This window comes from Mesorhizobium sp. M0571 (genome assembly GCF_040320985.1).
GTDB lineage: Bacteria > Pseudomonadota > Alphaproteobacteria > Rhizobiales > Rhizobiaceae > Mesorhizobium.
The window spans coordinates 13,948-37,907 of record NZ_JAMYQT010000025.1; the positions used below are offsets into that span (position 1 = coordinate 13,948).

The window sequence follows — 23,960 nt, forward strand, 5'->3', positions numbered from 1 at the left end:
AAAGAAAAGATGGATTAGCGAATGCGTGCGCCGGTGGCGTCGAAGAGAAGCGAGCGGTCGGCCTTGATCGACACCATCAGGTCGTCGCCATTCGCGCGATACCGCGATGCCTCGCGCCCGATGATCAGTTCCTCGCGTCCGGCCCCGGTTCCGGAATTGGCGTAGACATAGCTCACCGATCCCAAGTGCTCGGCGACGTCGGCCTTGACGGCAAGGTCGCAATCGCCCTGGCCGGCGTCGAAGAAATGCTCCGGCCGCACGCCAAGCACGACATCGCCGCCTATCGCGGGCAGGGCATCCGAAAGCGGCTTGCGCAGTCGCGCGCCGCGATGATTGACCAGCTCGATGACCGCCGCGCCGTCGTCGGCCCCGACCATTTTCGCCGCCAGAAAATTCATCTTCGGCGAGCCGACGAAGCCGGCAACGAAGCGGTTGGCGGGGTCGTCGTAGAGATCGAGCGGCGCGCCGATCTGCTCGATATTGCCGGCGTTGAGCACGACGATCCTGTCGGCCAGCGTCATCGCCTCGGTCTGGTCGTGCGTCACATAGACCATGGTAACGCCGAGCTCCTTATGGAGGCGCGATATCTCGACCCGCATCTGCACCCGGAGCTCGGCGTCGAGATTGCTGAGCGGTTCGTCGAAAAGGAACACTTGCGGCTCGCGCACGATGGCTCGGCCAATGGCGACGCGCTGGCGCTGGCCGCCCGACAATTGCCGCGGCCGCCGCTTCATCAGCTCGGCGATGCGCAGGATTTCGGAGGCCCGCTTCACCCGCCGCTCGGTGTCTGCCTTGGGGTTGCCGGTCATTCTCAGGCCAAAACTCAGATTCTGCTCGACCGTCATGTGCGGATAGAGCGCGTAGGACTGGAACACCATGGCGATGCCGCGCTCGGCCGCCTCGACGTCGTTCACCACCTTACCGCCAATGGCGATCTCGCCGTCGCTGATGTCCTCGAGCCCGGCGATCATCCTAAGCAGCGTGGACTTGCCGCAGCCGGAAGGGCCGACGAAGACGACGAATTCGCCGTCATCGATGTCGATATTGGCGCCGTGGACGATCTCGAAGACGCCGAAGCGCTTGACGACGTTTTTGAGTGTGACTGCCGCCATGCTGATCCTTACTTGATGGCGCCGGCGGCAATGCCGGCGACGAAATGGCGCTGCAGAAGCACGAACACGACGAGCATTGGCGCCGTCAGCATCACCGCGCCCGCCATGATGCCGCCCCAGGACACCTTTGTTAGACCGATCAGCGTGCCGAGCGCCACCGGCGCCGTCATCGCGCCCGGCTTGGAATTGATCAGCAGCGGCCACAGATAATTGTTCCAGGAGGCAAGGAACAGGATGATGGCGAGTGCCGCCAGCATCGGCCGCGCCAAGGGCAGGGCGACGAACAGGAATATCCGCCATTCCTTGACGCCCTCGACCTTGGCGGCGTCGAACAGCTCGTGCGGCATCATCGAAAAACTCTGCCGCATGAAGAGCACGCCCAGCGAATTGAACAGCGGCGGTACGATCAGCGCCACCCAGGTGTTGGCGAGCTTGAAGTCGCGCGCGACCATGATGAATTGCGGGATCAGCACGACCGCGTAAGGCAGGGTGATGGTGCCGAGGATGATGGCGACGACCATGCCCTTGCCGAAGAAGTTGTAACGCGCCAGCGCCCAGCCGGCCATCGAGGTCAGCATCACCGACAGGAAGGTGTAGGTGACCGCCACCGAGACCGAGATGCCGATGGCGCCGATGAAATTGGTGCCGCGCTGCAGATTGCTGACATTGTCGAGGAAATTGCCATGGGGCAAAAGCTCGATGTCGGGGCTGAAGATGCCGTTGTCGGGCATCGTCGAAAAGATCACCATCATCCACAGTGGAAACAGCCAGATCAGCGCCAGCGGCGTCAGGAAGAGATGCAGCGCGATGCTGCGTCCCAATCTGGCTTGGGAACGGCTGACTTTGGAACGCGAGGTCATTTCGGTTCCCTCGTCAACCATATCTGCACCAGCGAAATCGCGATCGCCAGCCCGGCCATGGTGTAGGCGATTGCCGAAGCGTAGCCGAAATTGAGCGACCTGAAGCCCTGGCGATAAAGCAGCAGCCCGAGCGTTTCGGTGCCGCCGCCCGGCCCGCCGCGCTCGGTGATCAGGAACGGCTCGGTGAACAGCTGCATGGTGCCGATGATCGACAGCACGGCGCAGAACACGATGATCGGCTTGAGCAGCGGCAGCGTGATATAGAAGAACTGTTTGACCTTGCTGACCCGGTCCAAGGTCGCCGCCTCGTAGACATCCTCTGGGATGGACTGCAGGCCGGCGAGCAGGATGATGGCGTTGTAGCCGGCCCAGCGCCAGGTCACCGCGATCATGATGACCGCCATCGCCGGGGTGACGTTGGTAAACCAGTCGACACTGGGCAGGCCGATGCTGTTCAGCAATTTGTTGATGATGCCGTAGTCGAGATTGAACATCAGCCGGAAAACCGCCGAATAGGCGACTTCGCCGACCACGACCGGCGCGAAGAACGCAAACCGGAACAGGCCACGAGCCTTGAGCAGCGGCGAATTCAAAAGCACCGCCATCACAATCGCCAGCGAAATCATTACCGGCACCTGGATGACAAGGATCAGCAATGTGTTCTTCAAGGCGTTGAAGAAAGCGGGATCGCCGATCAGCCGGCCCCAGTTGAAGGTCGGCGCGAACCGCCACGGCACGGTGCGCGTCGCCTGGAACGAGATCAGGAAGGAATCGATGATCGGCCACAGCCAGAAGATCGAAAAGATCAGCAGATAGGGCGCGAGGAAGCGATACGCCGTGGCGTTCTGGTAGCGCATCGTTTTCCTCCTTTCTGCTTTCAAGTCTCTTGCCTTCTCCCCCTGTGGGAGAAGGTGGATCGGCGCTTACCGCCGAGACGGTTGAGGGGTGCGGGCCGGAGTGCCGTCAGCGCCAAGCTGGAGCACCCCTCATCCGTCGCCTTTGGCAACACCTTCTCCCACAAGGGGGAGAAGGGGAGCCGCGCGCCGGGAACCGTCTCGCTTAGATCATGACTTGACCGGCAGGCCGGTCGCCGCGGCGATCTGGCTTGCGGCATCGTCGAGCGCTGCCTTGGCGTCGGGATAGCCGCCGCCCAGATATTTGGTCTGCACCGCGCGGATGATGATTTCGGCGTCGCTCTGGAACGGCGTGCCGCGGCTGGGAACGACCTTGGGCAAGGTGCCGAGAATGTCCTTCCATACGGCTTGGCCACCCCAATAAGGCAAGCCTTCGGAGACATAGGGGTCGTTGAGCGCCGAGATCAGCGACGGCACCAAGCCGAAGCTCTTCAGCATGGTGATCTGGCCCTCATTTGTCGCAAGCGTATATTTCAGATAGGCGTAAGCAGCCTCCTTGTTCTTCGACACCGAAGTGATGGCGAGCGAGGAACCACCAAGATTGGCGGCGCGCGGACCGTCGGCGGTCAGGCTCGGCATCAGGTAGACGCCCCATTTGCCTGCCCCATCGGGCGATTCGGTGCGCACGGTGCCTTCATACCAGCCGCCATACATCTGCGTGGCGACCTTGCCGGCGGTGTTGTTGGTGATCTTGGTGCTCCAGTCCGCCGAGGAAATGATGCCGGCGTCCTTCATCTCCTTGATCTTGGTCATGGCATCGACGCATTTGGGCTGGTTGACCGTGATCGATTGCCCGTCGGCGGAGAAATAAGCGCAGCCCTGCTCGTTGGAGATCATGCGGAAGAATTCGGAATCGCCATTGAAATCGGCGTTTGTCATCGTCACGCCGGGATTGGCGGCCTGGATCTTCTTGGCGGCGGCGATGAAATCGTCCCAGGTCTTGATCGAGGACGGATCGACGCCGGCCTTCTCATAGAAGTCGCGGCGGTAGAACATCGCCACCGGGCCGGAATCCCAGGGCATCGCATAGGCCTTGTCGTCAACCTCGAGCTCGGTGCGCTTGAAATCGGGGAATTTTGCCTGGTCTTCCGGGGTGTAGCCGAGCGTGTGCAGGTCGACAAAGCAATCCGGGAACTGGCTCCAGTAGTTTTCGGCTTCGCCGTTCTCGATCGAAACGATGTCCGGCAGACCCTCGCCGCCGGCGGCACAGCCGGCGATCGACTTGTCATAGGTCGGCTGGTTGCCGAGGTCCTCGACCGTGACCTTGATGTCGGGGTATTGCTTGTTGAAGCCCGCTATGGTGGCCTTCAGCGACGAAGCGGCGATATTCCAGCTCCAGATCGTGATTTCACCGGACTGCGCAAAGGCCGGGCTGGAGCCCAAGGCAAGCGCGAGCGCGGCGCAGGTCAATTTTATGCGCATTGAAATCCTCCCATTTCAGTTGCTCTCTGTTTGCGAGCGTGGCTAGACTAGGCTTCGGGAAAGCCTTGTCCGCGACAAAGGGAATAAGAAATGAGCGGAAAGTAAGATGCCGGAAAGGCCGTTTTACCAGCCTGGCGCCAGCAGCGTGGAGGGCCTGCCGCTGCTGCTGCAGATGTTCCATACCCAGCCCCTGGTGATGCTCAAGCCGCATTGGCATGCCCAGGTCGAAGTGAATTTCATCGTGCGCGGCACCGTGCATTACCGCATGGACGGACACGGACTTTCGCTTTCGGCGGGCGATATGTGCCTGTTCTGGGGCGGCCTGCCGCACCAGATGGACGAAGCCTCCGACGACGCCATCTATGCCGGCGCGCATCTGCCGCTGGTGCATTTCTTCCGGCTGCATTTGCCCGTCGATGTCCGCAACAGGCTGATGACCGGCGCGACGCTGGTGACCGACGCCACCGACCGGTCGGACGACCACAATTTCGAGCGCTGGAACCGCTATGCCCGCTCCGGCGATCCGGTCAAGGCCGAGCATGCCGTCAACGAGCTTTTGCTGCGGCTGGAGCGGGTGCGATTCGAGCCTTACCGCCTCGTCCCCGAAACACCGGTCGAACAGGAGATAGGCAGCCCTTTCGATCAGCAATCGCTGCGCAATGTCGGGCGCATGTGCGACTTCATCGCGGAGAATTTCCTCTACGAGATCGATTGCGTCGACATTGCCGCGGCGGCCGATATCCATCCCAAATACGCCATGAGCATCTTCAAGAAATCGACCGGCATGACGCTCAACGAATATGTGAATTTGCTGCGCCTCAGCTACGCGCAGGCACTGCTGATGCATCAGGATGCCAATGTGCTGCGCGTCGCCATGGAATCCGGCTTCGGCTCACTCAGCGCCTTCAACAAGTCGTTCCGCAAGCTTGCCGGCATGTCGCCGTCGGATTTCCGCAGGGGCGTGGCAGGCGCCAGGTGAGTCGGCTGGATTCAGCCGATAATCTCAGCCGATAATATTTAGGCTCCTCGGCAGGCGGTTCATCGGCAGCGGCCCGCTGGCGGTGATCAGGAACTGGTCCTCGAGATTGAAGCTGGCGAGACCGTCGATGTAGAGCGGGATCTCGAATGCCAGCACCATGCCGGCTTCTATCTCGACATCGCTGTCGGCCGAGATGAACGGCCACTGCTCGGAAAACACGGAATGGCCGACGCTGTGGCCGAAATGACCGCGGCGATAGGAACGGAGCCCCTGGCGCGCCAGGCTTTCGCTGGCGACGCGATGCACGCCGGCGAGCGGCTTTCCCGGCAACAGCGCGGCAAGCCCGTCGGCGAAGGCGCGTTCAGCTATCGCATGCAATTCGGCCTGTTCTGGCGATGGCGGCCCGAAGGTGAAATTCCGCGACATGTCCGATGCATAGCCGTTCACGCTGCACACCATGTCGGCCTTGAGCGGATCGCCGGCGGCGGCGACCGCATCGGCGCTTTTGGGGCGAGCGCCCAGCGTGACGTATTCCGCTGTCGAGATTTGCTGCGATGACCCGGCGGCCGCGTCGGCGACGCCTTGCCGGTAGAGCGCGACCAGATCCGACTGACGCATGCCGGCCGCTGCATGCTGCTGCAGCCGCGACAGGCCGGCCTCCGACAGAAAGATGCCCTGCTGCAGGAGGTCGATCTCGCTCTGCGACTTGATCGCCCGCAGCCTGTCGAGGACCGGCGAACCGTTGACGATGGTAGAGGTCGGCAGCATCGCCTGCATCGCCGAAAAATTGCTGGCCGAGACAAAATCCAGGTCGATGCCGAGCGTCGCACGCTCCAGCCCGAATTCGGCTAGGATCATCTTCAGCTCGCGTACGGAGCGGGCAAGCTCGAAGGTCGCCGGACGTGAAAAACCGGGCGCGCGGCCAACCAGGCCGGCCTCGATGCGCTCCGCAACGGGACGGCCGGACGTCGCTGGCTCAAGTGACGCGGATTCGATCCAGATCGGATGCGTGCGCAGGACGGCGTCCGGCGCCGCCCGGAGCTGGGCAGCCTGGAAATCCGCCGCCACGACGCCGATCGGCAGGTCGATTCGCTTGGGGATGACCACGAAACCGGCGCCGGCCCGCCGGAACAGCCCGGCTGGACCGATCCAGGCGCCGGTGGCATATTGGAACGCCTCGGGCTCGCAAAGCACCAATGCCTCGATATCGGTGCGCTGCATCAGGTCTGTTGCGCGTTCTCGGTCGACAAAGCCGGTCACGGGATCTCCTCGCATACAATCGAATCCGACGCCGATGCGGCGGCGTTTGGCTTCAGCGTAGCTTCAGAGCCGCTGTGGAGCAGCTTTTTTCTGGAAGCGCTGTTCCCCTGCCGACCTAAAGCGCGTCGCGTTCGACCGGCCTCATGCGACGCGCTTTAGGTTCTTGTTTTATGCATGTCATTATCGCAAAACCGCTGCACACTTTTGCGCGACATGCATCAAAAGGCCTTGAGAGTTCGAACGCCAGGACGGGAAACGAAAAAGCCGCGGCGAACCGCGACTTTTCAACGCGACAAGTTGTCTGCTTCGAATGCTTATTCGGTTTCGTCAGAGGTGTCGTCAGCAGTGTCTGCCGCGTCAGCCGCGGCCTTTCTTGCCAGGAACCTATCCAGCGCTGCCTGCAAGGACAGGGTGGCCTGCGGTGAGGCGGGTGTCGTCGCAACGACCGCCATTGCATGAGCAACTCCGGTCGTCGACTTATCCTTGGCCGCGGCTGAAGTGGCGGCTCCGTGTCCCTGCGATCCTGCCCCGGCCGAGTTTCCGCCGTTGCCGTTGCTGCCGCCATTGCCGTTGCCATTGCCATTGCCGCCGGGAGCAGCGAGGACCGGAGATGCGACGAATGCGAGAGCGGCTACCGTTGCGAATAGAGTGGTTCGCGTTTTCATAGTTCCTCCTTCGAGTCGCCCTCCCGCCAGGATAGGGTCCAGATGAGAAACGTGAGGACTTTCCAAAGTGGAGGCCCGCTATTTAACAAGCTTCGGTCAAATGCAGCATTCTGCAAGACGGACCTTGGTCCGAGGACGACACGCAAAAGTCCTGAATTCTATCGACAGCGTACTTCGCGCGACCGCAGCGACCGGATTTTTGCTGCTGGCAGATGTCCAGCGCCGCTGCGGCGCAGTCTGCGTCGGCTGACATTCGGTTGCGATCGCTGCTCGGCATCGGCGAGATCATCTAAGTTGCAGGGATTGAGGAACATTCCACCCTTCGTGAAGTTGGGAACGCAGGCCCACTTTTGAGGTGCCAAATGTCTGATGCCGGCGGGCTTTTGGGAGGAAGCCATGATCCGCGTCACGCCTTCATTTCGTGTTTCGCGCCGCCGCGCATTGCAGTTTGGCCTGGGAGCCACGCTCGCTTCGGCCGCCCGCTTTGCCCCGATTTCCCGCGCCTATGCGCAGGATGAGGTCAAAGACGAAGACATTTTCCGGTTCGCTCTCAATCTCGAATATATGGAAGCCGAATATTACCTGCGCGGCACAACCGGAAAAGGGATTGACGACTCGGATGCTGGTCCCAAGGCCGGCGCTGTCGTCGGCGGCAAACAGGTTAGCTTTGACACGCCTGCCATCCGTCAATTCATGCAGGAAGTCGCGGAAAACGAACTGGCTCATGTCAGGTTCTATCGCAAGACGCTTGGAAGCGAAGCCGTCGACCGGCCGTCGATCGATTTCGATGCGGGCCGCGGTCGCCAAGGCCGCGGGGCTCGGGGCGGACTTCGATCCTTTCGGCAACCAGATGAACTTCGTGCTCGGCGGCATGCTGTTCGAGGACGTCGGCGTTACTGCCTATGCTGGCGCCGCGCCCCTTCTGAAGAACAAGGATTTCCAGGCCGCCGCCGCCGGCATCCTGGCCGTCGAGGCTTACCACATGGGAATGGCGCGATCGTCGCTTTACCGAATGGGCGAGGATGCCTGGAAGGCCGCCAATGCGGTTTCCGACGCCCGCGACAAGATCGATGGACCGGAGGACAAGGACCAAGGCATCCGAGTGGATGGTAAAGCCAATATCGTTCCATCGACCGCGGATGCGATCGCCTTCACGAGGACGCCGCAAGAAGTGCTTCGGATCGTCTATCTGACCGACCAAGCCGGCGTCAGCAAGGGCGGCTTCTACCCGAATGGGATGAACGGAACGCTCAAAAGCACCTGAGCGGACTGCGAATGAATCTGGCGGCAAATGAAGTTGCGCCGCGGTGCCTGGCGATTTGGCGCTGGTGGCGCGCGCAGAAACGAAAAAGGCCGGAAGGGGATCCGGCCTGTTCGCAACTGCTTGATTTCCCTTGAGAGAAATTGGAGCGGGTGAAGCGATTCGAACGCTCGACCCCAACCTTGGCAAGGTTGTGCTCTACCCCTGAGCTACACCCGCTCGCGCGGCTTTTGGGCCGCAAGCCGCGCCTATATGGCTGAAGAGCGCGGTGATTGCAACAGGGAATTCGCAGGCTTTTGCTTCGCCGGCAATGCGGACAAGCCGTCCTGCGAGACGCCGCAAGGCAATCACTCCCGCGCTGCGCGACGGGCTTGTCTTGGCCGCATCATTGGCCGTAAACGGCGTAAGCCGAACAAGCCGTTGGAAGCGGGCCATCAGAGAAGACCTATGCCGAAAACCGAAGCCGACCTTTTCGCCTTTCTTGCCGAACTCGGGATCGAGGTGTCGACGCGGCGGCATCCGCCGCTGTTCACGGTCGCCGATTCGCAGGCACTGCGTGGCGAGATCGCCGGCGGCCACACCAAGAACCTGTTCCTCAAGGACAAGAAGGACAATTTCTTCCTGGTCAGCGTCGGCGAGGAGGCGATCGTCGATCTCAAGCAGATCCACCATCTGATCGGCGCCGCCGGCCGAGTGTCTTTCGGCCGGCCGGAGATGCTGATGGAGCTTCTCGGGATCGTCCCGGGCGCTGTCACCGTTTTCGGGCTGATCAACGACACAGAGCAAAGGGTCAAGGTCGTTCTCGATGAGGATCTGATGAGCCATGCCGTGGTCAATGCCCACCCGCTGACCAATGAGGCGACGACTTCCATCGCGGCCGCGGACCTGGTCAAATTCGTCGAGGCAACCGGACATGATGCTGTTATCTTGAAAGTCTCGGCATGATCGCCACATGGGTGACTGAAACCGGGTTCTGAAGAAGAATGTTGCGCCTGTCCCTTGGCCGGCGGCGCAACCGAAAGGGCGACGAGATGAGCGACAACAACCCCTTTGGCGGCCCATTTGGCAGCAATGGCGGTCAGTATGCCACCACCGTGCAATATGGCGGCACCGATGCCGCGCGTGAGAAGGTGGCGCTTGCAGAGGCGCCGGCCGATGTCATCAAGGACACGACGACCGCCGCTTTTGCCGCCGACGTGATCCAGGAATCGCGCCGCCAACCGGTGCTGGTCGATTTCTGGGCGCCATGGTGCGGCCCCTGCAAGCAATTGACCCCGCTGCTGGAAAAGGCGGTGAAAGCCGCCGGCGGCAAGGTCAAGCTGGTCAAGATGAACATCGACGACCATCCTTCGATTGCCGGCCAGCTCGGCATCCAGTCGATTCCGGCGGTCATTGCCTTCAAAGACGGCCAGCCGGTCGACGGCTTCATGGGCGCCATTCCCGAGAGCCAGATCACGCAATTCATCCAGAAGGTCGGCGGCAAGGATGGTGGTGCGCCGCAAGTGGCCGAAGCGCTGGCCGCGGCCGCAGAAGCGCGCGACGCCGGTGATGTGCAGACTGCGGCCGACATTTACGATGCCATCCTGGAACAGGCGCCGGAGACGATCGAGGCGATCGCCGGGCTGGGCGATCTGCTGTTCGAGGCCGGCGATGCCGACGGTGCCGAGGCGGTTCTTGCACGGGCGCCGGAAGCAAAGAAGGATGCGCCCCAGCTCGCCGCGCTGCGCGCCAAGATGGCGCTCGCCGCGCAAGCCGCGGCACTCGGCAATCCGGCGGAACTGGAACGGCGGCTGGCCGAAAATCCTGGCGATCACCAGGCGCGGTTCGAGCTTGCCATGATCCAGAATGCCAAGGGCGATCGCACGGCGGCGGCCGACAATCTGCTGGCGATCATCAAGGCCGACCGCTCGTGGAACGATGACGGCGCCAGAACCCAGTTGCTGCAGCTTTTTGAGGCATGGGGCATGACCGACGAGGCAACGCTGTCGGCACGGCGCAAACTGTCGTCGCTGCTGTTTTCCTGAGCCGGCGCAGACTGTTTTGTCGCGCGGGCTTGCGGTCGGCGGCGGCTGCGCCAGATTAGGTTTTCGGACGGCATTCGATCTCGGGTTTCCAGTGTCGCGCCGTGTGCCGGCCGGGAGGAGACGGATTTGGTGCGCTTCCTGACGAAGCGATCGGAGGATTGAGGTGCAGGCGGGAAACGCGCATTACCGGCTCGCTGCGGATCTGCCGTCGACCATGCCGATTTTTCCGCTTGAGGGCGCATTGCTGCTGCCGGGAGGCCGCATGCCGCTCAACATCTTCGAGCCGCGCTATCTGCAGATGGTCGACGAGGCGATCGCCGGGCCGCGGCTGATCGGTATGATCCAGCCCAGCCTCGACGGTGCGCTGCGTCTCGACGGCGAGCCGGAGCTCTGCAATGTCGGCTGCGCCGGGCGCATCATTGCGCTGTCCGAGAGCGGCGACGGCCGTTACCTGATTTCGCTGCAAGGCGTGTGCCGGTTCCGCATTGTCCAGGAACTCACCGTCAAGACGCCGTTTCGCCAGTGCCGGTTGGCGCCCTTTCTCACCGACCTCGACGAGGAGCAGGCGGAAGCCGAAATCGACCGGCCGGCGCTGCTCAAAGCGTTTCGCGCCTATCTGCAGGCCAACGATCTGGAGGCCGACTGGGAAAGCGTCAGCCGCGCCGAAAACGCCATGCTGGTCAACGCGCTGTCGATGATGGCGCCCTACGGGCCGGCCGAGAAACAGGCGCTGCTCGAAGCGGCCGATCTGAGGGTGCGGGCCGAAACGCTGATCGCCATCACCGAAATAGCGCTGGCGCGCGACAATGAGGATTTTGGTTCGAGTTTGCAGTAGGTTGAGTGGAAGGATACAGGGCAATCGCTTTAGACCAATAGCTGAGCGTTTGCGCCGCCCCTTATCTGCCTGCCGGCATCTTCTCCCCGTGCAGGACGGGGAAAAGGGGCTGGCTGCAACGCTGGCGATCCCCCTCTCCCCGTTCTTCACGGGGAGAGGGTAAAGGTGAGGGGCGGCACCGACGCCCGGCGGGTGAGGGACGAGTTCGAACCTGAAGCAATTTGCCCTAGAGAAGGACGGATCGAATGGCGGATGGGCGTGACGGAAAGAACGCCAAGGTCGACCCCAAGCTGCTGGAATTGCTGGCCTGCCCGCTGACCAAGGGGCCGCTTGCTTGGGATCCGGAGCGCGGCGAGCTTATCTCGCGGGTGGCAAAGCTTGCCTATCCGGTGCGGGACGGCATTCCAATCATGCTGCCATCGGAGGCGCGCGTCATCGCCATAGACGATGCCATGCCGCCACCGCCGCGCCTGGGTGGCTCAGAATAAAGGCCGCTCTGTAGCGATCCTTCGCGCCCCCCTCTGTCCTGCTGGACATCTCCCCCACAAGGGGGGAGATTGGATGTCGCCTCGGCTTTCGCCAATCTCCAATGCTGAAAGAGGGCGGGACGACGAAGCTGCCGATCTCCCCCCTTGTGGGGGAGATGCCCGGCAGGGTAGAGGGGGGCGCTGTCCCGCCGACATTTCGCAAGAGCCGCAGCGCCATGCTCTATTGAAAATTGCGCCCCTTGGGCATGACCCCTTCCGCCTTCCCCGATAACGTCGCGACATCCTGCCGGTCGTTTTGCACGACATGTGCGTCGGACTTTTCCTCAAGCAGCACGGACAGCCACGGCGTTAGGTCCTCGACCTTCTCGGCGACGATATGGATGACGTCCGATTCCGATTGCAGCTTGCCGGTGACGCGGATGAGACGCGCGCCCATGACAATGGGACGGAAGCGGTTGAAGGTTCTTTCCCAGAAAATGATATTGGCGACCGCGTTCTCGTCCTCCAGCGTCAGGAAAATCGCCTTGCCATTGCCCGGCCGCTGCCGCACCAGCACGAGGCCGGCGACCGAAACGCGGCGGCCGTCCCGCACCTGGCCGAGCCGTGCATTGGGCGTGACGCCGGAACGATCCAGCCTTTGACGCAGGAAGGCGACCGGGTGCGCCTTCAGCGACAGGCCGAGCGAGCGGTAGTCGTGGACGACATGCTCGCCGAGCGGCATTGTCGGGAGCCTGGTTGCAGGCTCAAGATCGCGCAAGCGGATCGCCGGCTGGTCGAACAGCGGCAGCCTTTCGGCGGCACTCTTGCCGTCGAGCGCGCGGACCGCCCATAGAGCGTCGCGGCGGTTCAATCCAAGCGAGCGGAAAGCATCGGCCTGCGCCAGTTTCTCGATGTCGTCGACGTTGAGGCCCGAGCGCAGCCAGACGTCACGCACGGATGCGTAGCCGTCGCCGCGTCTCAGCACAAAGGTCTCCATGCGCTCCTTCGACAGGCCCTTGACCTGGCGAAAACCAAGCCGGACCGCATGGCTGGTCCGTATGACGCCGCGCATCTGGGCATGGCGGTCGAGGATGCGGGCCGGGTCGAAAGGCGATTTCTCCAATGCGCAGTCCCAACCGGAAAAGTTGACGTCGACCTCGCGGATTCCGACGCCATGATCATGCGCCTCGCGGACAAGCTGAGCCGGCTGGTAAAAACCCATCGGCTGGGAATTCAGGATCGCGGCGCAGAACACGTCGGGATAGAAGGTCTTGAACCAGCAGGAGGCATAGACCAGCAGGGCGAAGGAGGCGGCATGGCTTTCGGGAAAGCCGTATTCGCCAAAGCCTTCGATCTGCTTGAAGCAGCGCTCGGCGAAGTCCCTTTCGTAGCCCTTGGCGACCATGCCGTCGACCATTCTCTTGCGGTAATTGCCGATCGTGCCGGTGCGCTTGAACGTGGCCATGGCGCGGCGCAACTCATCGGCCTCGCCCGGCCTGAAGCCGCCGGCGACGATGGCAATCTTCATCGCCTGCTCCTGGAACAGCGGCACGCCCAGCGTCCTGCCGAGTATTTCTTCCAGTTCCGGCTTTGGGTATTCGGGTTTTTCCTTGCCCTGGCGGCGGCGCAGATAGGGGTGGACCATGTCGCCCTGGATCGGACCGGGCCGCACGATCGCCACCTCGATGACAAGGTCGTAAAAGTTTTTCGGCCGCAGCCGCGGCAGCATCGACATCTGCGCGCGCGATTCGATCTGGAAGACGCCGATCGTGTCGGCACGGCAGATCATGTCGTAGACATGTTTGTCCTCGGCAGGGAGGGTGGCCAACACATAGGGTTGGCCATACTCGTCCCGCGCCTCCGGATAATGATCCTGGAGCAGCGTGAAGGCGCGCTGCAGGCAGGTCAACATGCCGAGCGCGAGAACGTCGACTTTAAGGATTTTCACCGCGTCGAGGTCGTCCTTGTCCCACTCGACCATCTTGCGCTCGTCCATCGCCGTCTTGACGATGGGCACGATCTCGTCGAGCCGGTCCCGGGTGATGACGAAACCGCCGACATGCTGCGACAAATGACGGGGAAAGCCCATGATCTCGTTGGCGCATTCGATCACATGCCTTGTCGATGGATCGGTCTGATCGAGGCCGCCGGCTTTTGTTTCCTTTTCACCGAGTTCCGAGGTCGACCAGCCCCATATCGAGCTGGACAACGCGCTCCGGACGTCATTCGACAGGCCCATCGCCTTCGCCACTTCGCGCATAGCCGAGCGGCCCCGGTAGCTGACGACGGCAGCGGCCAGTGCGGTGCGCTTGGCGCTGTATTTGGAATAGATGTACTGGATGACCTCCTCGCGCTTTTCATGCTCGAAATCGACGTCGATGTCGGGCGGTTCGTTTCTTTCCTCGGAAATGAAGCGCTCGAAAAGCGTAGCGATCCTCTCGGGTCCCACCTCGGTGATGCCGATGCAATAGCAGACCACCGAGTTAGCCGCGGAGCCGCGCCCCTGGCAGAGTATGTTCTGGCTGCGGGCGAATTTGACGATGTCGTAGACAGTCAGAAAATAGCGCGCATAGTTCAGGCGCTCGATCAAGGCGAGCTCCTCCTCGATGCGCTGCGTCACGGAAGCAGGCACGCCTGAGGGGTAGCGGATGGCCGCTCCCTCCCTGGCCAGCCTTTCCAGCTCGGCCTGTGGCCCGAGGCCCGATTCCGTCGGCTCGTCAGGATAGTTGTATTGCAGGTCGCTGAGCGAGAAGGTCAGTTCCCCGGCAAAGCGCAGCGTTTCCGCCAAGGCTTGCGGATGCCGGCGAAAAAGCCGCGCCATCTCCATTGGCGGCTTCAAATGACGTTCGGCATTGGCGTTCAGTTCCAGCCCCACCTCGGCGACGGGCATATTGAGGCGGATCGCCGTCAGCACGTCCTGCAGCGGGCGCCGCTCCGACGTATGGTAGAGAACGTCGTTGGTCGCCATCAAGGGGATGCCGGCCAGCTCGGCCATTGCCGCCGCCTGCTCGACCCGAAAGCGGTCGTTGCCGCGGTAATCCGGCGAAACCGCAAGCCGCAGGGTTTCTCCGAAGCGATCCCTGAGCCGGCTAAGCAAGTCGAAGCCATCCGCACCCGTCGATAGATCCGGCAGGATGGCTAGCGACAAGAGATCGCCCCATTCGAGAAGATCGCTCTGTTTGAGGAGCGTTGCCCCTTTTTCGTTTTCGTCGCGCAAATTGGCTTGCGTCAGCATGCGGCAGAGATGGCCCCAGCCCTTGCGGTTTTGCGGATAGGCGAGGATGTCCGGCGTGCCGTCGCAAAAAACCAGACGGCAGCCGGGATGATAGGAAAAACCCTCCACCTTGGCCTGCTGCCAGGCACGCACGACGCCCGCCACCGTGTTGCGGTCGGCGAGGCCGATCGCCGAAAATCCCAGGAACTTTGCCGCGACCACCAGTTCCTCCGGTTTCGAGGCGCCGCGCAGGAACGAGAAGTTCGACTGGATGCCGAATTCGGCATAGGGAATGGCCGTCAGCGCATTCATGCAAAGATCCCATGCATGAACCAGCGCGGCGGGACTTGAGAGGCGCCGTAGAGGCCCTGGCGGTAGAGCCAGTAACGGCGGCCGTCGGCATCCTCGATGCGGAAATAATCCCGGGTCGGCGCATCGTGCTGTCCCGCCGCCTCTCGCCACCATTCAGGCGCGATGCGCTCCGGCCCTTCGGCGCGCGCGACACGGTAGAGCGCGCGGCGCCAGCGGAAGTTCAAAGGCGGACCTTCCGGCATTTCGGTGGCCGGCACCTCGATCGGTTCGGGCGAACGGAAAAGCCGGATCGGCCGTTCCGGCTGGAAGACAGTCGTGGGGACGTCCTTCGCCTTGCCCGGCTGCTTCGGCGGCGAAGTTCTTTGCGGCGCTTCCGCGAAGGGAATGGTGGCGACGGCGCGCTCCGGCAGATGGCTCTCGACGGCGACCGGTTTTAAGACCGCGCCTTCACCGAGCCGGGCGCGAATGCGGTCGGCAAAAAGCGCGATATCGGCGCCGTCGTCGCTCGTTTCGCCGGCAAGGTCGGCCTGCTGCATGTCGAAGGCGGCGGCGGTCAGCACCGAGAGGCGCACGAGATCGAAGCCATAGCCGGCGTCGATATCCTGTTCGAGCGCGGCAAGCCTTTCGTGGAACAATTTCTGGATCAGCAGCGGCTCGCGCAAGGGCCGCGAGGTGCCGACGGCGATGCGGCTGACGCCGCCATCGACACGAAAGAGCAGCAGCGCCAGCCGCCTTGCGCCCTCGCCGCGGCGTTCGAGATCCCTCTTCAACGTTGCCGCCAGCATGCCTGTCAGCCGCTCGATGTCCTCGGTCAGCATGATCGGCTCGGCAAGACGGCGTTCGACCGAAAGCGGTGCGACCGGCAGGCGCGGCGACACCGCCTCGTCGAGGCGGCCGAGCGCCTGGTCGAGGCGCAAAAGCAGCGATGTGCCGAAGCGGCGGGCAAGCGGCGCGCGCGGTGCTGCCATGACGGCGCCCGCCGTGCGCAGGCCGACGCTTTCAAGGCTGGCGCGGACCTCCGCGTCGATGCGCAGCGCCGCCAGCGGCAACGGCGCGAGAAGCGCCTCCTCCTCACCATCGGCGACGATACGGTCGCCGGAAAACCGCGCCGCCGCCCAGGCAGCACCTGGTGTGGCGGCAAGCCCGGCGCGGACATCGAAGCCTTGATGGAAAAAGCGCGACAGGATGTCGTCCAGCATCGAGCGTTCGCCGCCGAAAAGATGGGTGCAGCCGGTGACGTCAAGATAGAGGCCATCGGTTCCATCGAGCGCCACCAGCGGCGTGTAGCGGTCGCACCAGTCGGCGAGGCCTTCGAGCAGGCGCCGGTCGGCCTCCGGATCGGCCTCCACTATGTCGATCGACGGATGCATGGCGCGTGCGTCGGCTATGCCCATGCCGCGCTTCAGATTGAGCGCCTCAGCCCGTTCGTCGAGGGCGGCGATGCGCTGGGCGTTCCTGTCGCGATGGCTGATCACCAGCGGCAGGTGATCCGACGGCCGGGAACGCCAGGACCGCCCCAGACGCTGCCGCAGGATCCTCTCGGCGGCGAGATGCGGAAACCACAGGGACAGGATTCTTTGCCCATTCCTGAGCCCTTCCTTGCTCGCCCCGTCTTTCTTCGAATAGGCGTTCATCGGGGTTCCACTCCAGTGTGAATTGTCCGGGCAAGGCCGTGCGGCTCTTGCCGATGGTAACGGTGAAGGCGGGTCGGCCGATCGAGCCGGCGAGCGGCCCGGCGATTGTCTCGCGCGCTGCCGCGGGTGCCGCCGACAGGATGAGGCGGACGGGCGCTGCCGTCGGCTCGGGCTCGCCGGCCTGGCGCAGCAGGAACAGCGGCCGGCCCGCACTCTGCGCCCGGGCGTGCAGCCGCCGCGTCGCGGTGAGGTCCAGCCGCTGCGGGTTGCCGCGGATTTCGAGGATGACAGCGGCAAGCGCCGTCATCCGGGCAGCCTCCTCGGCAACCCACAACGCATCGAGGAGCCTTGGCGCCTCGGAAAACAGCAATTGCTCCGGCTCGATGCCGAAGAAGGCGTGAAGCCCCCTGGCGTAGGGGAAGCCGGCCTCGCGGAAAATCTCCGATGTGCCGATCCACAGCACCGGCAATCGCGGGCCCTGGCTGAGGATCAGGCTGACGAGCGACAGGACAAAGCCGGCGACGGCCCCGGCATCGCGGGTCGCGGCGCCATGAAACTCGCTCAGCGCCGCCTTTGGCAGGCCGCCGCTGAGCGCAGCATCGAGGCGCTGGGCACCGGTGCGCAAAAACGCATCCTGCGAAGCCACGGCGAGGCCGCGCCGGACAATAGTTAGATTCCGAGGGGGCGTCAGATCCCGAGGGAATGTCAGAGTCTGGGGGCTGACATCCGCATCAAACGACGAACCGGCCGGCGCCTCCAGGCGCTCGGGCAAGGTCCCTTCGATCTTCGCGATCTGGCGGCGCAGGGCAAAAACAGTCTCCCGCGCCACGGCGCTTGTCGCCATGACGGTCAGCTTCCACTCACAATTGTTCCTGTTATGTTCCTATAGATTCCAGAGGGCGGCCAAAGAGTCAAGCGGAGTCATGGGGAATTTATTCCTGTAGTGGGAACATGACACGGGCGCTCCAGCCCGGCCATTTGCCGAGTCCGGCCTGAAAGCCTATATGCCGGGATCAAAGGACAACGCATGGCTCGCATCTACCAAACCCGCATCTGGCACGACCAGCTTTCGCCGTCGATGGAGGAAATGGAGTTCCTGGCGCTGGAGGCCTATGCCCATCTGCCGGAGGAATTTCGCAAGCTGACCGGCGAGATCGTCATCCAGATCGCCGAATTCCCGACCGACGAGATCATGGACGACCTGTCGCTGGAAACGCCGTTCGACCTGCTCGGCCTGTTCGAGGGGCGCGGCATCGCCGAGCGCTGGAATCCGCAGACCGGCGAGGGGCCGAACCGCATCACGCTCTACCGTCGCGCTATCCTCGACTACTGGGCCGAGAACGAGGAAACGCTGGGCGACATCGTCACCCATGTGCTGATCCACGAGATCGGCCACCATTTCGGCCTGTCGGACGACGATATGGAGAAGATCGAGGAAGCGGCTGAATAGGGGGCATCAAATGGGCATGACGATCGGCCAATTCGACCGGCCGGTCCGTTAGAGACGATCAATTGTCGATGTTGACGCCGCCCCTCATTGCCCTGCCGGGCATTTCTCCCCGTATAGTGACGGGGAGAAAGAAGCTGGCCGCAGCCTCGGCGCTGTTCTACAACGTTGGTGATTGGCGAAATCGCCGATGAGAGCACCCCTCTCCCCGTCACTATACGGGGAGAGGATGCCGGTAGGCAGGTGAGGGGCGGCGCCAACGGCCTGGAACGGGCGATGGGCAAACTCAACCTGAAGCTAGGGCAGTGGGCCATAGCGCCCACAGGATAGAGCCGAACCCTACCAGTCGCTGAGCTTGGTGTCGGGGCCGTATTCCTGGCCCTCGATGTCCTTCACGACGGCCTGGCCGCAGCGCATGGTCTTGGCTTCCTTGTCATAGGCATAGGTCGGCGAGCCGAACAGGTGCCAGCCCTTGTTCAGCGCCGCCGTCACCTTGTGGCAGAAGCTGGCATCGTCCGGACCGGACAAAAAGCGGTAGAGTTTCATTCTTCAATTCCCGTCGTCGGTTGCGATATCATGCGCGAACAGCGGCGGCCTTCGCCAGCAGTTTTTCGGCCTGCGCCAAATGCAGCCGTTCGACCATTTTTCCGTTCAGCGCAATCACCGCCTTGCCGGTATTTTCGGCGAGCGCGAAGGCTTCCTTGACCGCGCGCGCCTCGGCCATCGCTTCAGGCGACGGCGCAAAGGCGCGGTTCGCGGCCTCGATCTGGGCCGGATGGATCAGCGATTTGCCGTCGAAGCCCATGGCGGCCGCTTCCGTGCACTCGCGCGCAAACCCGTCCATTTCGCGAAAATCATTGAAGACACCGTCGAGCAGGTCGAGGCCGCCGGCGCGCGCCGCCAGCACCATCTGCATCAGCCACGGCACGAGATAGCGCCGGTCGGGCGTGGCGAGTATGCCGGTGTCCTTGACCAGGTCATTCGTTCCGGCAACGAAACAGACCAAACGGGAGGCCGGATCGCGGCCGAGCTCGGCGATCGGCCCGATGTTGAGCAGCGCCTTGGGCGTCTCGATCATCGCCCATAGCTTGACCTCTTCCGGCGCAAAATTGTCGTCGAGCACGTCGCCGGCCTCGAGGATGTCGCGTGGCGTGTCGACCTTGGGCAGCAAGATGGCGTCGGGCTGGCATTTTGCCGCGGCCAACAGATCGTCGGCGCCCCATTCGCTCGACAGCGCATTCATGCGCACGACCATCTCGCAACGCCGGCTGGAACGGCCGGCGAAAATCGCCGCGAGTTTTTCTCGCGCGGAAAGTTTATCGGCCGAGGCGACGGCGTCCTCGAGATCGATGACGACGGCATCGCAGGCCAGCGACGGGATCTTGGCCAACGCCTTGTCGTTCGAGGCCGGGACGTAAAGCACCGAGCGGCGCGGGCGGTAGCTTTCGGTGGTCATCTCCGATCTATGCCGCCTGCAGCCGGCCGAGGCAAGCCGTGCATAAAAACTGCACGCAATTTCGGAAAATCTCCTCGTCTCCGCCCCGCCGGACACATGTCGACCTGGCAAAAAGCGGCATGCAAGAGCGCGAGAAACTTCGTTGGTCCCTGCCATACCGGCTTCGCAGCGAGGGCTGGTGGCTCGTCGATCCGCCCTCGGCTTCGGCAAGCCTCCTCCCCTTCGTCCGCAAAGCCCTGCCCAGATATTCCGGCTGCATCAAAGTCGCCGAGAAGGCCCGATCATGACAGCGTTCCTCACGGCAGCGCCGAGCTATTGCAGCCGCTTCGGCGTTGCCGTCCTGCTCGTCGCACTGGCCGATTTTTCCCTCTATGGCCAACCGGCCGGCATCACGCTTTTCCTGTTCGGCGTTGCGATTGCCGCAGCGAGCATGGCTGTCCATCCTCTCGGGGTCTTCAGCGATGGCAGGTTCTGGTTCAAGCCCGTTGTCCTGCTTGTGGCCCTGCTGCCGCTCGTAGAAAATGTCAGTGCTTTGTCCGTTTCCATCGCGCTGGCGGCGCTAGCCGACTTCGCGCTTTCGCTGGGAGGGCGATTGCGGCATGGGCTTGCCCGCATTGCCGGCCAACTCGCGTTTTTCCTGCTCGCAACGCCCTTTCGGTTCGTCCAGGATTTCTTCTGCTGGCGCAAAGCGGCACAGCGGCTCGGCAAAGGCCGCATCCGTTTCGCGACGATCGCCGTCTGGGTCATGCCGCTGACGCTCGGCGCAGTGTTTCTCGCGCTGTTCGGCGCCGCCAATCCGATCATCGAATATTGGTTCTCGCTGATTGATCTCTTCGCCCTGCTCAACCTCATCCAGTTGCCGCGTCTCGCCTTCTGGCTGTTCGTGCTCGTCGGCGTCTGGGCTTTTCTGCGGCCGCGCCTGCCGCGCTTTCTCCGGCGTATTCCCCGCATGGCACTGCCTGCCGGCGCATCGCTGACGCCAACCACCAGGACCACCACAGCCATCGAAGACATCATCTTCGGCAAAGCCGCCATCCTTCGCGCGCTCGTCGTCTTCAACATCCTGTTCGCCGTGCAGAGCGTACTCGACGCCACCTATCTGTGGGGCGGCATCGCGCTTCCCGACGGGCTGACCTATGCCGCCTACGCGCATCGCGGCGCCTACCCGCTGATCGTCACGGCGCTGTTGGCCGCCGGCTTCGTGCTGGCGGCGCTGCGGCCGGGAAGTGCGACCTCCGGCGATCCGCTCATCCGCCGGCTGGTCTATGTCTGGGTGGCGCAGAACATCGTTCTCGTCATCTCGTCGATCCTGCGGCTCGATCTCTATATCGGCATCTATGCGCTGACCTATTGGCGTGTCGCCGCCTTCGTCTGGATGGGGCTGGTGGCGGCGGGCCTTGTTCTGATCATCGCCCGCATAGCACTCGGAAAATCCAACGAATGGCTGCTTTCCGCCAATCTTCTGACGCTATCGGCGACGCTCTATGCCTGCTCGTTCATCAACTTTGCAGCACTGATCGCCAATTACAATGTCGAGCATTCCTTCGAAATGACCGGCCAGGGCACCCAGCTCGACGTCTGGTATCTGCGCTCGCTCGGCTCCGGCGCCTTGCCGGCGCTCGATCGCTTCGTCCAGCACCAGAGCAGGACGGTTTCCGCCGGTGATCCGTGCACTCGCGAACTCGCCGGCTGGTATGCACAGGACGAAGCACGCTTCCGCGCCGGCCAGGAAAACTGGCGCGCCTGGAGCTTTCGTGACTGGCGGCTCAACCGCACCCTCGACAGGCGTGGCCCGTTCGTGGTTCCTCCGATGTCCGAACCCTTCATGCCGGGCAGCTGATTTGATGCCGCATAACATCCTTGTCGCCGACGACGATCCGCATATCCGCGAAATCATCTGCTTCGCGCTTGAAAAGGCCGGCATGAAAACGGTGGCGGTGCCGGACGGCGGCGCTGCCCTGCGAGCGATCGAATGCCGCGCGCCCGATCTCGTCGTGCTCGACATCGGCATGCCGGAAATGGACGGGCTGGAAGTGTGCCGGCGGCTTCGCCACACATCCGACGTGCCGGTGCTGTTCCTGTCCGCGCGGGATGAAGAGATCGACCGCATCCTCGGGCTGGAAATGGGCGGCGACGACTATGTCACCAAGCCGTTCAGCCCGCGCGAGCTGGTCGCCCGCGTCAACGTCATCCTGCGCCGCGCCCGGCCTGCGCCCGAACCAGCCGACGATCGGCAATTCTCGCATGGCAGACTGGCCTTGGTGCCGGCAAGCCATTCAGCCAGCTTCGACGGCAAGCCGCTGGTGCTGACAGGCATCGAATTCGCGATCCTGAAAGGGTTTTTGGCGCGGCCGGCGCATGTGCTCGGCCGCGACATGGTGATGGCCAATGCCTATGCCGCCAACATCCACGTCGCCGACCGCACCGTCGACAGCCATATCCGCAATATCCGCGCCAAGCTGGTGGCGGTCGGCTGCGTCGATGCGATCGAGACCGTGCATGGCGTCGGCTTCCGGCTCGGCCGATGCGGGGGGTGATCCCGCAGAAATGGCGGCCTCACCTTGCCACGGTCGTCATCGCCATCCTGATCATGGTGATGGCGCTGCCGCTGGCCGGCCTGTTTTTCTTCCGGCTCTACGAGAACCAGCTGATCCGCCAGACCGAGGCCGAGCTGATCGCGCAAGGTGCAGCCCTTGCCGCGATCTATGCGCAACAGGTCCGTGACGCCGGTCTTGCCCCGGAAAAGCTCGGCGCACCCATGCCTTCACCCGGTGCCAGCGATCGGGCTTCTCCCTACCAGCCGATCGAACCGCGCCTCGACCTTGCGTCCGACAGGATCCTGCCGACCCGGCCCGCGGCCACTGCGGCCAGCGTCGATCCTGCCTTCGCAGCGATCGGCGCACGCCTTTCGGGCATTCTTGCCGAGACGCAGAAAACCACGCTGGCCGGGTTTAGGCTGCTCGACCCCGGAGGCGTGGTCATTGCCGGCCGTGAGGAGGCCGGCCTGTCGCTCGCCGCTGTCGACGAGATTCGCGCAGCGCTTGCCGGCCGTTATGCCAGCGCGCTCAGGCTGCGGGTTCCCGACCAGCCGTCGCCGCCGCTCTATTCGGTCAGCCGCGGCACCAAGGTTCGCGTCTTCGTCGCCATACCGGTTGCGGTCTCCGGCAAGGTCGCCGGCGTGGTCTATCTGTCGCGGACGCCGAACAACATCGTCAAGCATCTCTATGGCGAGCGCGGCAAGGTGGCGCTGGCGGCAATCGCCATCCTTGGCGGCACGCTGCTCATCGGGCTTGTTTTCCTGCGCACCGTCAGCCGGCCGATCTATGCGCTGATCGAGCGCACGAAGCGCATCGCCGCCGGCGACCGTGAGGCGATCAGGCCGCTCGATCACCACGGCACGCGCGAGATGGCTGCGCTCTCCGCCGCCTTCCTAGACATGGCCGAAAAGCTGCACGCACGCTCCGACGGCATCCAGACCTTCGCCACCCACGTCTCCCACGAACTCAAATCGCCGCTGACGGCGATCCAGGGAGCCGCCGAACTGCTGCGCGATTCGGGCGGCGCGATGGACGAGGCCGAGCGGCGGCGCTTTTCCAACAACATCGTCACCGATGCCGGCCGGCTTAACCTCCTGGTTCGCCGCTTGCTCGACCTGGCGCGCGCCGAAAATCTCGAGCCCAGCGGCGAAAGCACGTCGCTCACTGCTGCGCTGGCGCTTCTCCCGGCCGACGACAGGCTGGCGGTGCGCCTCGAGGCGGGCGCCGAGATCGGTCTGCGCATGTCGGCCGAAAACGCCGCGATCGTGCTGGCCAATCTCATCGACAATTCGGCGCGGCACGGCGCGACGCTGGTTTCGGTCACGGCAGCAAGCGCGGACGGCAAGGCCGCCATTCTGGTGGACGACGACGGCGCCGGCATTTCGCCCAGCAACCGGGCGCGCATCTTCGAGCCGTTCTTCACCACGCGGCGCGATTCCGGCGGCACCGGCATGGGCCTCGGCATCGTGCTGGCCCTCCTGAAAGCGCATGATGGCACGATCCGGCTGGTTGACTCGGCGAGCGGCACGCGCTTCGAGATCATCCTGCCGACGTGACTCGG

Annotated in this window: 20 protein-coding genes, 1 tRNA gene and 1 pseudogene; 10 read left to right on the plus strand and 12 right to left on the minus strand. The window is 63.4% G+C overall.

Annotated elements, in window-relative coordinates:
- Window positions 1-14: 14 nt before the first annotated feature.
- The 4 genes from NKI85_RS25150 to NKI85_RS25165 all read right to left on the minus strand — a co-directional run bounded on the left by NKI85_RS25150 (window position 15) and on the right by NKI85_RS25165 (window position 4,308).
- Complete coding sequence (locus NKI85_RS25150; RefSeq protein WP_352528071.1) at window positions 15-1,112, minus strand: ABC transporter ATP-binding protein; 1,098 nt, start codon at window positions 1,110-1,112, stop codon at window positions 15-17.
- An 8-nt stretch (window positions 1,113-1,120) separates the two neighbouring features.
- On the minus strand, window positions 1,121-1,972 hold the full coding sequence (locus NKI85_RS25155) for a carbohydrate ABC transporter permease (protein ID WP_352528069.1): 852 nt from the start codon (window positions 1,970-1,972) through the stop codon (window positions 1,121-1,123).
- Window positions 1,969-2,829 carry a carbohydrate ABC transporter permease gene (locus tag NKI85_RS25160; protein ID WP_352778616.1) on the minus strand — a complete coding sequence of 287 codons (861 nt, stop codon included), beginning with the start codon at window positions 2,827-2,829 and terminating at the stop codon, window positions 1,969-1,971. Before NKI85_RS25160 ends, NKI85_RS25155 begins: the two co-directional genes overlap by 4 nt.
- Window positions 2,830-3,036: 207 nt before the next feature.
- Window positions 3,037-4,308, minus strand: coding sequence for an ABC transporter substrate-binding protein (locus NKI85_RS25165; RefSeq protein WP_352778619.1), 1,272 nt, complete (start codon window positions 4,306-4,308; stop codon window positions 3,037-3,039).
- A gap of 106 nt (window positions 4,309-4,414) precedes the next feature.
- On the opposite strand from NKI85_RS25165, the gene NKI85_RS25170 reads away from it, so the two are divergent.
- Complete coding sequence (locus tag NKI85_RS25170; RefSeq protein WP_352528063.1) at window positions 4,415-5,287, plus strand: helix-turn-helix domain-containing protein; 873 nt, start codon at window positions 4,415-4,417, stop codon at window positions 5,285-5,287.
- Window positions 5,288-5,311: 24 nt separating this feature from the next.
- On the opposite strand, the gene NKI85_RS25175 is transcribed toward NKI85_RS25170, so the two are convergent.
- Window positions 5,312-6,547, minus strand: coding sequence for a M24 family metallopeptidase (locus tag NKI85_RS25175; protein ID WP_352778621.1), 1,236 nt, complete (start codon window positions 6,545-6,547; stop codon window positions 5,312-5,314).
- Between the two features lie 314 nt (window positions 6,548-6,861).
- Window positions 6,862-7,212 carry a hypothetical protein gene (locus NKI85_RS25180; RefSeq protein ID WP_352778623.1) on the minus strand — a complete coding sequence of 117 codons (351 nt, stop codon included), beginning with the start codon at window positions 7,210-7,212 and terminating at the stop codon, window positions 6,862-6,864.
- Window positions 7,213-7,608: 396 nt separating this feature from the next.
- Between NKI85_RS25180 and NKI85_RS25185 the strand changes: the two are divergent.
- Window positions 7,609-8,476: pseudogene (locus tag NKI85_RS25185) on the plus strand (ferritin-like domain-containing protein).
- A gap of 141 nt (window positions 8,477-8,617) precedes the next feature.
- Here NKI85_RS25185 and NKI85_RS25190 read toward each other — a convergent pair.
- Window positions 8,618-8,692 (minus strand) — tRNA-Gly (locus tag NKI85_RS25190).
- 228 nt (window positions 8,693-8,920) lie between these two features.
- Here NKI85_RS25190 and NKI85_RS25195 point away from each other — a divergent pair.
- From NKI85_RS25195 to NKI85_RS25210, 4 genes are all read left to right on the plus strand, one after another.
- Window positions 8,921-9,418: a prolyl-tRNA synthetase associated domain-containing protein gene (locus tag NKI85_RS25195; protein WP_352778625.1), complete on the plus strand. Its 498-nt coding sequence runs from the start codon at window positions 8,921-8,923 to the stop codon at window positions 9,416-9,418.
- 86 nt (window positions 9,419-9,504) lie between these two features.
- Entirely contained in the window at window positions 9,505-10,497 is a 993-nt protein-coding gene (gene trxA / locus NKI85_RS25200) for a thioredoxin (protein WP_352528051.1), read from the plus strand.
- Window positions 10,498-10,660: 163 nt separating this feature from the next.
- A complete protein-coding gene (locus NKI85_RS25205) occupies window positions 10,661-11,332 on the plus strand; it encodes an LON peptidase substrate-binding domain-containing protein (RefSeq protein WP_352528049.1) in 672 nt (223 codons plus the stop codon).
- A gap of 245 nt (window positions 11,333-11,577) precedes the next feature.
- Window positions 11,578-11,820, plus strand: coding sequence for a Trm112 family protein (locus NKI85_RS25210; protein ID WP_352528047.1), 243 nt, complete (start codon window positions 11,578-11,580; stop codon window positions 11,818-11,820).
- A gap of 220 nt (window positions 11,821-12,040) precedes the next feature.
- Here NKI85_RS25210 and NKI85_RS25215 read toward each other — a convergent pair whose 3' ends face one another.
- The 3 genes from NKI85_RS25215 to NKI85_RS25225 are packed head-to-tail and all read right to left on the minus strand — an operon-like array spanning window position 12,041 to window position 17,803.
- A complete protein-coding gene (locus tag NKI85_RS25215; protein ID WP_352778628.1) occupies window positions 12,041-15,325 on the minus strand; it encodes an error-prone DNA polymerase in 3,285 nt (1,094 codons plus the stop codon).
- Entirely contained in the window at window positions 15,322-16,800 is a 1,479-nt protein-coding gene (locus NKI85_RS25220; protein ID WP_352778630.1) for a DUF6504 family protein, read from the minus strand. The genes NKI85_RS25215 and NKI85_RS25220 overlap by 4 nt, the downstream gene beginning before the upstream one ends.
- Complete coding sequence (locus NKI85_RS25225; RefSeq protein WP_352778632.1) at window positions 16,742-17,803, minus strand: ImuA family protein; 1,062 nt, start codon at window positions 17,801-17,803, stop codon at window positions 16,742-16,744. Before NKI85_RS25225 ends, NKI85_RS25220 begins: the two co-directional genes overlap by 59 nt.
- Before the next feature lie 183 nt (window positions 17,804-17,986).
- Here NKI85_RS25225 and NKI85_RS25230 point away from each other — a divergent pair, with 183 nt between their 5' ends.
- Window positions 17,987-18,409: a metallopeptidase family protein gene (locus tag NKI85_RS25230; RefSeq protein ID WP_352528039.1), complete on the plus strand. Its 423-nt coding sequence runs from the start codon at window positions 17,987-17,989 to the stop codon at window positions 18,407-18,409.
- Between the two features lie 336 nt (window positions 18,410-18,745).
- Here NKI85_RS25230 and NKI85_RS25235 read toward each other — a convergent pair whose 3' ends face one another.
- A complete protein-coding gene (locus tag NKI85_RS25235; protein ID WP_352458330.1) occupies window positions 18,746-18,952 on the minus strand; it encodes a DUF1737 domain-containing protein in 207 nt (68 codons plus the stop codon).
- 28 nt (window positions 18,953-18,980) lie between these two features.
- The gene (locus NKI85_RS25240; protein ID WP_352778634.1) at window positions 18,981-19,862 is read right to left on the minus strand and encodes an HpcH/HpaI aldolase/citrate lyase family protein; all 882 of its coding nucleotides are present in this window, start codon (window positions 19,860-19,862) and stop codon (window positions 18,981-18,983) included.
- A gap of 283 nt (window positions 19,863-20,145) precedes the next feature.
- On the opposite strand from NKI85_RS25240, the gene NKI85_RS25245 reads away from it, so the two are divergent.
- From NKI85_RS25245 to NKI85_RS25255, 3 genes are read left to right on the plus strand one after another with little or no spacing between them, the layout of a single operon-like run.
- Entirely contained in the window at window positions 20,146-21,702 is a 1,557-nt protein-coding gene (locus tag NKI85_RS25245; protein WP_352778636.1) for a DUF4153 domain-containing protein, read from the plus strand.
- Window positions 21,703-21,706: 4 nt separating this feature from the next.
- Window positions 21,707-22,399 (plus strand): response regulator, encoded by a 693-nt coding sequence (locus tag NKI85_RS25250; protein WP_352528033.1) that lies wholly within the window; start codon window positions 21,707-21,709, stop codon window positions 22,397-22,399.
- The gene (locus NKI85_RS25255; RefSeq protein ID WP_352778638.1) at window positions 22,387-23,955 is read left to right on the plus strand and encodes a sensor histidine kinase; all 1,569 of its coding nucleotides are present in this window, start codon (window positions 22,387-22,389) and stop codon (window positions 23,953-23,955) included. The genes NKI85_RS25250 and NKI85_RS25255 overlap by 13 nt, the downstream gene beginning before the upstream one ends.
- Window positions 23,956-23,960 lie beyond the last annotated feature (5 nt).

Excerpts from the sequence above, each read along its gene's own strand:
- NKI85_RS25210 (WP_352528047.1), top strand. The coding sequence starts at position 11,578 with ATGGCGGATGGGCGTGACGGAAAGAACGCCAAGGTCGACCCCAAGCTG.
- NKI85_RS25230 (WP_352528039.1), top strand. The coding sequence starts at position 17,987 with ATGGCTCGCATCTACCAAACCCGCATCTGGCACGACCAGCTTTCGCCG.
- NKI85_RS25160 (WP_352778616.1), bottom strand. The coding sequence starts at position 2,829 with ATGCGCTACCAGAACGCCACGGCGTATCGCTTCCTCGCGCCCTATCTG.
- NKI85_RS25235 (WP_352458330.1), bottom strand. The coding sequence starts at position 18,952 with ATGAAACTCTACCGCTTTTTGTCCGGTCCGGACGATGCCAGCTTCTGC.
- NKI85_RS25255 (WP_352778638.1), top strand. The coding sequence starts at position 22,387 with ATGCGGGGGGTGATCCCGCAGAAATGGCGGCCTCACCTTGCCACGGTC.
- NKI85_RS25150 (WP_352528071.1), bottom strand. The coding sequence starts at position 1,112 with ATGGCGGCAGTCACACTCAAAAACGTCGTCAAGCGCTTCGGCGTCTTC.
- NKI85_RS25215 (WP_352778628.1), bottom strand. The coding sequence starts at position 15,325 with ATGAATGCGCTGACGGCCATTCCCTATGCCGAATTCGGCATCCAGTCG.
- NKI85_RS25250 (WP_352528033.1), top strand. The coding sequence starts at position 21,707 with ATGCCGCATAACATCCTTGTCGCCGACGACGATCCGCATATCCGCGAA.
- trxA (WP_352528051.1), top strand. The coding sequence starts at position 9,505 with ATGAGCGACAACAACCCCTTTGGCGGCCCATTTGGCAGCAATGGCGGT.
- NKI85_RS25155 (WP_352528069.1), bottom strand. The coding sequence starts at position 1,972 with ATGACCTCGCGTTCCAAAGTCAGCCGTTCCCAAGCCAGATTGGGACGC.
- NKI85_RS25245 (WP_352778636.1), top strand. The coding sequence starts at position 20,146 with ATGACAGCGTTCCTCACGGCAGCGCCGAGCTATTGCAGCCGCTTCGGC.
- NKI85_RS25225 (WP_352778632.1), bottom strand. The coding sequence starts at position 17,803 with ATGGCGACAAGCGCCGTGGCGCGGGAGACTGTTTTTGCCCTGCGCCGC.
- NKI85_RS25240 (WP_352778634.1), bottom strand. The coding sequence starts at position 19,862 with ATGACCACCGAAAGCTACCGCCCGCGCCGCTCGGTGCTTTACGTCCCG.
- NKI85_RS25180 (WP_352778623.1), bottom strand. The coding sequence starts at position 7,212 with ATGAAAACGCGAACCACTCTATTCGCAACGGTAGCCGCTCTCGCATTC.
- NKI85_RS25195 (WP_352778625.1), top strand. The coding sequence starts at position 8,921 with ATGCCGAAAACCGAAGCCGACCTTTTCGCCTTTCTTGCCGAACTCGGG.
- NKI85_RS25170 (WP_352528063.1), top strand. The coding sequence starts at position 4,415 with ATGCCGGAAAGGCCGTTTTACCAGCCTGGCGCCAGCAGCGTGGAGGGC.
- NKI85_RS25165 (WP_352778619.1), bottom strand. The coding sequence starts at position 4,308 with ATGCGCATAAAATTGACCTGCGCCGCGCTCGCGCTTGCCTTGGGCTCC.